This window comes from Ferroglobus sp., from assembly GCF_015521575.1.
Classification (GTDB): Archaea; Halobacteriota; Archaeoglobi; order Archaeoglobales; family Archaeoglobaceae; genus Ferroglobus.
In genome coordinates this window covers 1-9,511 of the sequence record NZ_WANY01000068.1, presented here as the reverse complement: position 1 = coordinate 9,511, position 9,511 = coordinate 1, and the positions used below count along the sequence as shown (strand labels likewise).

Sequence of the window (9,511 nt, the reverse complement as noted above, 5' to 3'; positions counted from 1 at the left end):
TTGTAAAATTTTTCCATCTTTCGAATATTCTATTATAATAAGATCTCTCTGTTTCCTCTCTGCTGAATTGGTAGCTCTTCTTCAAACTTCTTTATCTACTTCCAAACTGTTGCGTTAGACGGGGATGAATCAGAAATGATTTCTGCTGTTCTCCTCGTTGATGAAGTTTGGATGTAAGTTGCTATGCCAAGAATCCTGATGTCGTTCGGAACTCTCTCCCTCTCAAACAACTCAAGTTCCTTCACCAATTCTTTCAGCTTCATCAAAATTAGTTGAAAAATATTCTGAGAAAGTAAAGTTTAGTTTAAGAGTCTAAATTACTAATAACGAAGAGATGTGGTGGTTGTTTTTAATTCGGAGACAATAAAGGAGTACTCTCGTCACATTAGTTCCGTTAAAGACGAAATCAGGAAAATATACAGGATAAATCCGAGTTTTAAGTTATTGAGATTGTTGAATAAAGTTCGTCACAAAGTCAATGACGTAGAATTTTCGTTTGAGTTCGAAGGAGAACCTGTAAATAGAAAGGATCTGCACTTGTTGAACTCAGCCAAGGCCGGAGCTTTGGAGTTTGGTGAAATTGAAGCTTACGTTGTAACCGTGGCTGAAGATGTGTATCGAGGAAAAATTGCTAAAAACAGTAAAAACATAAAAATCTACATATTAAACATGCTCAGCCAGGAGTTCTGGCATAAGTTCCGTTGAATTTCATCGTTGAGTTCTAAAGAGAGTACTTCCTACTAAAAAAGTGTATTGAAATGAAAATCTGATGGACCGGTGGGGATTTGAACCCCAGGCCTCCGCCATGCCAAGGCGGCGCTCTTCCAGGCTGAGCTACCGGCCCAAGTGATTGTAATTTATCTAACTCCATGAGCTTATAAGGTTTATGGACAAGAGAAAAACATATTTTTCAGAGTAACAATCCTTTCACTGTTGCCCTATGAGAGGCGAAGTTGGGAAAATTGTCGGAGAAGCGACTCCTTATGAATTCAGCTTTCAAATTTACAACCCTCTCGAAGTGAAGAAGGGAGATTTCGTAAAAGTTTGGAACGACGCTGACGGATGGTTCGCCGCCTACGTTTCCGAGATAAAAGCCGTGTCGAAAAGCGATGAGAGGGATGGGAGCGAAACCTACCTTGCTAAAGCGGTAGTTCTCGGAAAGAGGAGTGGAAAAAGCATAGTTCTCCCGAAAACTCCTTTCGTCCCCGGAGACAGAGTTTTTAAAGCTGAAGAAGATTTCGTTGCCGAGTGCTTAGGATTTTACGAAGACGGTGTTTACTTGGGTTACCTTGGAGATACAAAAATAAAGGTAACTCTAAACCCCAACACCCTCGTTCAAAAGCACGTTTGCATTTTAGCGAAAACGGGAAGCGGAAAGAGTTATACGGCTGCAGTAATAATCGAGGAACTTCTTGAAAAAGACGTGGCTCTTTTAATAATAGACCCTCACGGAGAATACGAGAGCTTAAAGTATCCAAACGATGATGAAAGTCTTGAGGAGTTCGGTTTGAAACCAAAGGGCTACGCTGACAAGGTTAAGATGTTCGTTCCCCCCAAGTCTCCATTAGCCGACAAAGCCGACGGCATTCTAAGGCTTGACGGAATAAATCTATCCGCCGAAGAGATAATCGAAATGGGGGAGATTAGGAAATCCTCAGCGCAGGCGGCGATTTACCAGCTAATAAGAGAGATGAGGGGAAGAACGTACACGATTCAAGACTTAATAGATGAAGCCGAACAACTAAGCGGTAATCTCAAAGCGGAGATAATTGGAGCTTTAACGAAGATCGAAGAAACGGATCTCTTCAGCGAAAATCCAACGCCTATAGAGGTCTTAATGCAGAAAGGAAAGGCTGTGATTTTGAATTTAGCTGGAATAGATCCGATTCATCAGGACATAATCGTGGCTAAGGTTTGCAGGGAGATATTCGAAATGAGGAAGAGGGGCGAGATCGATCCAGGAATGATCGTCGTCGATGAAGCTCATAACTTCGTTCCAGAGAAGGGAATCGACAAATCTGTCTCTTCAAGTGTTCTCAGAACGATAGCGAGCGAAGGAAGAAAGTTCGCTTTGGGACTCATGATAATCAGCCAGAGACCTGCGAGAATAGATAAAAACGTCCTCAGCCAGTGCAACACCCAGATAATCCTCAGAGTTACGAATCCCAACGACATAAACTCGATAAAGAGGGGGGTTGAAGGAATAACTTCGGAGATGGTGGAAGAGATAAAAAGACTGCCAGTCGGACAAGCTCTTGTGATCACCCCCGATTTAGAAAGACCAGTCATAGTTAGAGTTAGAACAAGAAAGAGCAAGCACAAAGAAGCTGAAGAGATAATCAAAGTTGAGAAGAAAAAAGCGAGAAAAGAAGAAAAGAAAAGAGACACCCCGAAGAAAGAAGTAAAGGAAAAGAAGGGAGGATTTTTCAAAAAGCTTTTCGGTGGTGATTGAATGCCCGATTACATCGTAGTTTTACAGGGAGCTTGGATAGTTAGGAATGCAAAGAGCGTTAAGGATGCGATGAACATAGCCGTCGCAGAAGCTGGGAAAAGACTTAACCCAGATCTCGATTTCGTTGAAGTGGATGTCGGAACGACTGAGTGTCCCAAATGTAAACAGCCTTTGAAAAGCGTTTTTTTAGTAGCCAACACAGCCCTCGTTGGATTGATCTTTGAAATGAAAGTCTATAACGCCCAAAGCAAGGAACATGCCGCAAGAATAGCCAAATACGAAATCGGAAAGAGGTTGCAAAGAATTCCCTTAGAGGTTATTGAAGTTGTTGAGCTTGAGTGAAGAAAATTTTTTGTATTCTTCGAGGTATCGTAGAACTGCATGGAAAGGGCTGAGGAAATTTTGAAGATTCTTGAAGATAACGCAAAGGTTTCTCCTAAAGAAATAGCTGAAATTCTTGATTTAAAGGAAGAGGAAGTTGAGGAGATGATCAAAAAGCTTGAGGGAGAGAAGATAATTCTGAAGTACAAAACCCTCGTCAACTGGGAAAAGCTCGGGGTTGAGGAGGTATACGCTATCATCGATGTTAGGGTTAATTTAACAAGAGAGAAGGGTTACGACGATATAGCTAAGAGGATAGCTAAGTTTCCGGAAGTGCATGCTGTGAGGCTCGTAAGCGGTGAGTACGACTTCCAAGTGGTTGTGAAGGGAAAGTCGCTGAAAGACATAGCATTCTTCGTCGCTGAAAAAATCTCCACGATTCCAGAGGTTAGAGATACCGTTACGCATTTCGTTCTAAGGACTTACAAGGAAGAAGGCGTTCTTCTCTTCGAGGATGAAGAGGATAGGAGGTTGGCAATTGTCCCGTAAAGTTAACGAAAAAGTTGCAAATTTAAAGCCGTCTGGGATAAGAAGATTTTTCGACTTAATTATTGGAAGAGAGGACGTAATAAGTCTCGGAGTTGGAGAACCAGACTTCCCAGTCCCGTGGAAGATAAGAGAAGAAATGATCTACAGTCTCGAAAAAGGGATAACGTCGTATACATCAAATCAGGGTTTGCCGGAACTCAGGAATTCTATAGCCGAATACTACGAAAAGTTTGGCTTTAAACCGGATCCAGACAACATAATCGTAACTACTGGCGTGAGCGAAGGGATAGACATAGCGTTGAGAGCTATAATAAATCCGGGAGACAAAGTTATCATTCCCGAGCCTTGCTACGTTTCCTATGAGCCTCTTTCGATATTGGCTGGAGCGGAAGTTGTAAAGATTCCTACCGTTCCAGACTTCAAGCCGAAATACGAAGATCTCGTGAAAGTTGGGAAAGCTAAAGCTATAATAATCAATTACCCGAACAACCCAACAGGAGTAAGCTACAGCCGAAAAGACTTAGAAGAAATTGCTGATGCGGCTGTGGAGTTGGATGCGATAATCATTTCCGATGAAATTTACGCAGAACTAAGTTACACCTTCAAGCACACTTCTATAGCCTCTTTAAACGGTATGGAGGACAAAGTCGTCGTTTTAAACGGATTCTCGAAGAGTTTCGCGATGACCGGATTGAGGGTTGGCTATGCAATAGCTCCGGACGAAATATTTGAAGCCATGCTGAAAATTCACCAATACTGTATGCTTTGCGCTCCCGTAACTGCTCAAATCGGGGCTATAGAGGCTTTAAGGAATGGAGAGGCGGATCTTGAAAGGATGAGAGCTGAATACTTAAGGAGGAGAAACTACTTTGTCCGAAGGCTTAGAGAAGTTTTCGACGTGAGAATGCCGGACGGTGCTTTTTACGTTTTTCCAAAGATAAATGCAAACAGCGAGGAGTTCGCTGAAAAGCTTCTTTTTGAGAAAAGTGTAGCTGTCGTTCCGGGCAGCGCTTTTGGTGAATGCGGAGAGGGATACATAAGATGTGCTTACGCAATTTCGATGGATAAGCTGAAAGAAGCAGCTGACAGAATCGTGGATTTCGCAAAAAGAATGATCTAAATTTTTCTGAACATCCTTATCCACTTTCCAAATCTCCCCCTCTCTTTAAATCCGTGCTTCTCATAGAATTTTTTTGCTCTATCGTTTCTTTCCCCCACCCAAAGCTCTGCAAAATCCTTATTTTTCTCTCTCAGGTACCCTATTCCCTTTTCAAGAAGTTTCGAGCCTATTCCTTTTCCCCAGAATTCTCTCTTCACCGCAAGCTCGTGAATTTCTCCTACCTTCTTCATCTCGAATGGACTGAACCAGTTTGAATCGCAAGCTATAACTCCCACCGGCTCGGAAAGTTCTGCAAAGAAGATTCCTTCTGGATCCCGATTCATCAACCATCTGTAGTAATTTTTTATCTCCCTCCTCGTTGTATATGCATACTCCTCCAGATCCTCGTAAGCGTCTTGGTATATCTCGACGAAGTGTTTTATGTCTTCTTTTTTACCCCTCCGTATTATCACGCTACAAACTTTTTTATCATTGCGAAAATACTTTACTCCATGAAGCTGATAAACCTGCTCAGAGATCTCGTCGAAATACATTCCGAGTCAGGGAGAGAAGATGAAATTGTTGATTACGTTACCGAATTCCTGGAAGACCTCGGTTACTCTCCCAAGGTTGAAGAAAAGAGAGTAAAAAACGTGGTTTTGGAAGGGAAGGGAGATTTGTGGCTGATTACACACCTCGATACAACAAGAAAAATTACCGATTTTTCCTTCGATGGAGTTTACTGCTACGGAACGGGAGTTTGCGACGCAAAAGCGAGTGTTGCGGCAATATTGAGTGCAATAGAGGAGAGCGAAGAATTCGTTTTAAACGTCGCTTTCCTTTCAGATGAAGAGGAAGGAGGAAGAGGATCGGAACACTTCGCAAGGAGGAGGAAGGGTAGAGCTATAATAATGGAACCGACGGAATTGAAAGTTGCTGAAGCACAATACGGAAGTGCAGAAATTTCGGTGAAGGTTAAAGGAAAACCCTCCCACGGAGCTTTTCCGGATTTTGGTGTGAGTGCAATAGAAAAAGCCTACGAGCTGTATGAAAAAGTGAAAAACATATGGAGAGGTTTTTCAATTCAGGAGATTAGAGGAGGAGACGACAGCTATTCGATCCCAGAGGAGTGCTTTATCAGGTTCGCATTCGTTTTCCCTCCAGAAATAAGGAGTAAAGACGTTCTGGAGAAGGTTTTGAAAATTGCAGAAAATTACGGTGAGGTGGAAGTCGTGGAGTACTGGGACGGGTTTTACTGTGACGAAATTGTCGAGCTTGCAAGAATAGTTGAAGAAAAGACGGTTATGAAAAGCTGGACAGACGCGGCAAATCTAAAAGCTGAGGGGTGGAAAGTAACGGTTTGGGGTCCGGGAGAGCTTGAGTACTGTCACACAAAGTATGAGAGGGTGAAACTCGCAGAGGTCGAAAAAGCGAAGGAGATAATCAGAAGAATAAACGAATTTATTCAATCCTCTTTTTGAAGAACTTTTCCGAAAGTCCCAGAACTGATGCAAGTCCGATTAAATTCTCTTTCGAGATCGTTCCGTCGGCAATTTCCTTCAAAACTTTCTTAGCGTTGAAAGCTATCCCCAGCCCAGCGTTCTTTACCATAATCCTATCATTAGCTCCATCCCCAACAGCTACTATATTCTCCTCGCTTATGCCTTCCTTCTCAGCTATTTCCTTTATTATTCTCGCCTTCTCCTCGGCATCTATAATTCTCCCCTTTATCTCTCCGGTAAGCTTTCCGTCTTTAATCTCAAGCTCGTTTCCGAAGGCGTAATCTAATCCCAACTCTTCTTTGAGCTTTTCGGTGAAGTAGGTAAATCCACCACTCACGAGAGCAACCTTGTATCCGCTTTCTTTTAAAGCCTGAATAAGCTCTTTTGCTCCTTCCGTGAGTTTTATCTCGCTGTAAATCTTTTCGAGAACTTCAACTGGTAGACCTTTTAGAAGTCTAACCCTCTCCCTCAGCGCTGTCTCAAAATCTATTTCACCGCTCATAGCTTTTTCAGTGAGCTTTCTAACTTCTTCTTCAACTCCAGCAGCCTTTGCGAGTTCGTCTATTATCTCGTTCTCTATCAAGGTGGAGTCCATGTCGAAGACGATCAACCTCTTCTGTTTCTTGGCTATCTCGTAGGGTTGAATAACTATATCCAATCCGGTCTTTTCAACTTCCTCTTTTAGCTGCCTTTTAACCTCCTCCGGGTTTGCCTCCCTCACATCGACGAGAAATGTTATTGAAATGAGCTGATCTCTTGCGGTTAGCGATGTTTTTTCGATGTTTATTCCGTGCTGGAAGAGTATCTTCGTGACATCTCTAACAATTCCGACCCTATCCTTACCTATAATCGTTATCTGGTAGAGCTTTTTTTCTCTCTGCTTTTTTCTTTCGAAAGGAGCTACGTGAACCGTGACTCCTATTTTTTCTCCCCTATCTTTCAATTTCTTTTCAAGCTCCTCTAAGCTTATTTTGCATTTTTCAACATCTCCAACGATAAACATCAGAAACATTCCCTGAAGGACAGTCTGCTCTATATCCACGATGTTGACGTTGTTCTCAGCTAAAACTTCCGAAATGCTGTAGACTATCCCCGGCTTATCCTCCCCGTAGACGGAGACAGCTATTAGTTTCACAAAGAATTTTGGACAAATCGGTATTTTAATTTACCCAAATGCGAGCTTTAATCATGCGAGAGAAAAGAATAGACAACCTTCGGAAAGTGCTTGAAAGAAGGAATTTGGACGTGGCACTCGTTTTATATCATCTGAATGTTTATTACTTCAACGGCACAGCTCAACTCGGAGCGCTGATAGTTCCAAGAGAGGAAGATCCGGTTTTTTACGTGATAAGAGATTACGAGAGAGCCAAAGAAGAGAGCGAATTCAAATGTATCAAAGCGAGAGGTTTCGGAGAGATTCTCTCGAAAGTTAAGGATCTGAAAGTAGGTGTGGATCTGAGCTTAGTGAACGGTAAAATTTCGTCGCGTCTCAGCGGAATACGTTTTGAAGACATAACCGACGAAATTCTGAGATTGAGGATGATTAAAGATCGAAAAGAGATCAAACTCATAAGTAAGGCAGTAGATATGTGCTGCGAAGTCTTAGAAAAAGTTCCAGAAATTCTAAAAGACGGAATGAGAGAATTCGAGCTCTCCGCAAAGCTCGAATACGAACTGAAAATGCTCGGTCACGACGGATATCTTGAGGGCAGAAGCTCCGAGTATTTACCCAACGTTGTTGCAGCTTCTTCTGGTTCGTCTAAACCGAGTAAACTTTCAGCTGTAACCGCTGGAGCGGGAATGAGTGCCGCTTGCCCCATTGGAAGTGGTAAGAAAAGAATGAGGAAAGGTGATGTGGTTTGGATCGACATTGGCGGTAGAATTGAAGGCTACAGCTCCGACATAACGAGGTGCTTTACGATAGGAAAGGCAGACGAGAGAGTTTACGAAACTTACGAGAGGTTGAAAGAGCTTTACGAAAACTGCCTTAAAATGATGAAAGAAAAAGTGAAGGTTAGCGAGATTTTCAGAAAAGCGTTTGAGCTTGCGAGGGAACTCGAAATCTTCGACGGATTTATGGGTAGAGTCGAGAAGATGAAGTTCGTAGGACACGGGATTGGATTAAACATCGACGAGTATCCAGTTTTGGGGGACTTCGAGGAGGAGCTGAGAAGGAACGTCGTTGTCGCTTTCGAGCCTAAGGTAATTCTTGAAGACTTCACGGGGTTGGGGATAGAATCAGATGTGCTTATCAGAGAAAAGCCCGAAGTTCTTGACAGCATATCCACAGAACTCGTGGAATGTTGATCTGGTGAGCTACGAGCACGAATTGGTTGCAGAAAAGATTTCATTTTTACAGTATTTTTGGTAATCCTCCTCGTCGAAGAGGTTTGAATGTAAGTTGTTATGCCAAGAATCCTGATGTCATTCAGAACTCCTTCTCAAACAACTCAAGTTCCTCCACCAATTTTTTCAGCTTCATCAAAATTGGTTGAAAAAATTCTGAAAAGGTAAAGTTTACGGGTCTTAGTACCCATTCGGGGAGTGTCCAACAATTTAAGAAGCTCCATGCTTCCACCTCAAAGCGATTTTTATACAATAGATCACATTTCTAGCAAGAATCCTTGCTTTATCGCTTTTTCCTCTCGATTTTAGCCTATCGCCAAATTCAACGCTTAAAGCTCCAAAATATCCCTCACCAACGCTTCTATATCTGTAAACGGACTTATCGAAAAAGAGATCCCTTATCTTCGAACCAAGACCATCCGGTTTTCTCTTCGTCGACTTAACGATCGGGAGATAACCTTTCCAAACGAGTTCGTTCAGAACTTTTTTGGTGTCGAAGGCTCCGTCAGCTAAGGCGAATCCATTTCCTTCAGGAATTCCGGCTACGAATTCTTCTTCAGAACTCATTAGGTCTACGTAGACGGGAACGAGACTTTCTCCAACACTAACGCAGACAAAGAGTTCGCTTAAGTTCTTGTTCCAGTTTGAAAACTTTGTAGAGTCTATTACAGTGTAGAAGTATTCTATTTGGCTCAAAAACCCGTTTAGGGCTTTGAGAACTTCTTTTATCAGATTCGAATGCTTTGTTTCCCAGTAATTGAGCGTGGATTTGGGAATTCTGACTTTGAGAAATTTCCTTGCGAGAGATTCCGAATAGCGAAGGCTGCACCTGAAAATCTCCTTCAGAACGATCGCCTTGACGTATAGGCTTGGAAGTCTTTTCGGCTTTCTCCCCTTTCGTTTCTGAAATCTATCGTCTATCTTCAGCGATACCAAAATCACGTGAAGGAATTTCAGAATGAGTTCGACGTCGTAGATGAGAGTATTCCACCTCTTGAGCATGAAGGAGTTTAATTCGATAGTAATGTTTTTGCAGTCTTATCTCAAGAGGTTATTTCTGGACACGCTCCTGGTACAATTACATCTAAAAACTTACTTTGAATGACCCTAAACGTTTCTTTTGCAATCTCGTATCTGTATTCATCATATCTAAAAATTCCGTCTATGAAAACAGAGGTATCAAGTACTACCGTCATCTTCTCTCTTCTAAGAATTCTTTTAAGACATCCGTGTCCACTTTTC

General features: G+C 42.2%; 11 protein-coding genes, 1 tRNA gene and 1 pseudogene. 7 read left to right on the top strand and 6 right to left on the bottom strand.

Translation table 11 applies throughout. From position 1 onward, the window contains the following. Positions 1–95: 95 nt before the first annotated feature. Positions 96–263, bottom strand: a complete 168-nt coding sequence (locus F7C14_RS02790) for a hypothetical protein (protein WP_290899742.1) — start codon at positions 261–263, stop codon at positions 96–98. A gap of 277 nt (positions 264–540) precedes the next feature. Between F7C14_RS02790 and F7C14_RS02785 the strand changes: the two genes are divergently transcribed. Beyond that, complete coding sequence (locus tag F7C14_RS02785; RefSeq protein WP_290899740.1) at positions 541–705, top strand: hypothetical protein; 165 nt, start codon at positions 541–543, stop codon at positions 703–705. Positions 706–770: 65 nt separating this feature from the next. Here the strand turns inward: F7C14_RS02785 and F7C14_RS02780 are convergent. Continuing rightward, positions 771–844: transfer RNA gene (locus F7C14_RS02780), tRNA-Ala, on the bottom strand. A 96-nt stretch (positions 845–940) separates the two neighbouring features. Here F7C14_RS02780 and F7C14_RS02775 point away from each other — a divergent pair. From F7C14_RS02775 to F7C14_RS02760, 4 genes are read left to right on the top strand one after another with little or no spacing between them, the layout of a single operon-like run. Beyond that, on the top strand, positions 941–2,452 hold the full coding sequence (locus F7C14_RS02775; RefSeq protein ID WP_290899738.1) for an ATP-binding protein: 1,512 nt from the start codon (positions 941–943) through the stop codon (positions 2,450–2,452). Next, a complete protein-coding gene (locus F7C14_RS02770; protein WP_012965111.1) occupies positions 2,453–2,794 on the top strand; it encodes a DUF555 domain-containing protein in 342 nt (113 codons plus the stop codon). 39 nt (positions 2,795–2,833) lie between these two features. Then, positions 2,834–3,322, top strand: coding sequence for an Lrp/AsnC family transcriptional regulator (locus F7C14_RS02765; protein ID WP_290899733.1), 489 nt, complete (start codon positions 2,834–2,836; stop codon positions 3,320–3,322). Beyond that, entirely contained in the window at positions 3,288–4,442 is a 1,155-nt protein-coding gene (locus F7C14_RS02760) for a pyridoxal phosphate-dependent aminotransferase (RefSeq protein WP_367114320.1), read from the top strand. The genes F7C14_RS02765 and F7C14_RS02760 overlap by 35 nt, the downstream gene beginning before the upstream one ends. Here F7C14_RS02760 and F7C14_RS02755 read toward each other — a convergent pair. Beyond that, positions 4,439–4,894, bottom strand: coding sequence for a GNAT family N-acetyltransferase (locus tag F7C14_RS02755; protein WP_290899729.1), 456 nt, complete (start codon positions 4,892–4,894; stop codon positions 4,439–4,441). The two genes, F7C14_RS02760 and F7C14_RS02755, sit on opposite strands and share 4 nt — an antisense overlap. A 39-nt stretch (positions 4,895–4,933) precedes the next feature. On the opposite strand from F7C14_RS02755, the gene F7C14_RS02750 reads away from it, so the two are divergent. After that, positions 4,934–5,902 (top strand): M20/M25/M40 family metallo-hydrolase, encoded by a 969-nt coding sequence (locus F7C14_RS02750; protein ID WP_290899727.1) that lies wholly within the window; start codon positions 4,934–4,936, stop codon positions 5,900–5,902. Here the strand turns inward: F7C14_RS02750 and serB are convergent. After that, positions 5,883–7,058, bottom strand: a complete 1,176-nt coding sequence (serB, locus tag F7C14_RS02745) for a phosphoserine phosphatase SerB (protein WP_290899725.1) — start codon at positions 7,056–7,058, stop codon at positions 5,883–5,885. The two genes, F7C14_RS02750 and serB, sit on opposite strands and share 20 nt — an antisense overlap. A gap of 53 nt (positions 7,059–7,111) precedes the next feature. Here serB and F7C14_RS02740 point away from each other — a divergent pair, with 53 nt between their 5' ends. Beyond that, complete coding sequence (locus F7C14_RS02740) at positions 7,112–8,230, top strand: Xaa-Pro peptidase family protein (protein ID WP_290899723.1); 1,119 nt, start codon at positions 7,112–7,114, stop codon at positions 8,228–8,230. A 249-nt stretch (positions 8,231–8,479) separates the two neighbouring features. Here F7C14_RS02740 and F7C14_RS02735 read toward each other — a convergent pair whose 3' ends face one another. Together F7C14_RS02735 and F7C14_RS02730 are read right to left on the bottom strand one after the other, a co-directional pair. Then, positions 8,480–9,271 carry a hypothetical protein gene (locus tag F7C14_RS02735; RefSeq protein WP_290899721.1) on the bottom strand — a complete coding sequence of 264 codons (792 nt, stop codon included), beginning with the start codon at positions 9,269–9,271 and terminating at the stop codon, positions 8,480–8,482. A 41-nt stretch (positions 9,272–9,312) separates the two neighbouring features. Then, positions 9,313–9,511, bottom strand: a pseudogene (locus F7C14_RS02730) (hypothetical protein); the annotation flags it as partial.

Bases quoted from the DNA above. Each gene is read 5' to 3' on its own strand.
- F7C14_RS02790 (WP_290899742.1), bottom strand. From the start codon at position 263: ATGAAGCTGAAAGAATTGGTGAAGGAACTTGAGTTGTTTGAGAGGGAG.
- F7C14_RS02775 (WP_290899738.1), top strand. From the start codon at position 941: ATGAGAGGCGAAGTTGGGAAAATTGTCGGAGAAGCGACTCCTTATGAA.
- F7C14_RS02770 (WP_012965111.1), top strand. From the start codon at position 2,453: ATGCCCGATTACATCGTAGTTTTACAGGGAGCTTGGATAGTTAGGAAT.
- F7C14_RS02765 (WP_290899733.1), top strand. From the start codon at position 2,834: ATGGAAAGGGCTGAGGAAATTTTGAAGATTCTTGAAGATAACGCAAAG.
- F7C14_RS02760 (WP_367114320.1), top strand. From the start codon at position 3,288: ATGAAGAGGATAGGAGGTTGGCAATTGTCCCGTAAAGTTAACGAAAAA.
- F7C14_RS02750 (WP_290899727.1), top strand. From the start codon at position 4,934: ATGAAGCTGATAAACCTGCTCAGAGATCTCGTCGAAATACATTCCGAG.
- F7C14_RS02740 (WP_290899723.1), top strand. From the start codon at position 7,112: ATGCGAGAGAAAAGAATAGACAACCTTCGGAAAGTGCTTGAAAGAAGG.
- F7C14_RS02735 (WP_290899721.1), bottom strand. From the start codon at position 9,271: ATGCTCAAGAGGTGGAATACTCTCATCTACGACGTCGAACTCATTCTG.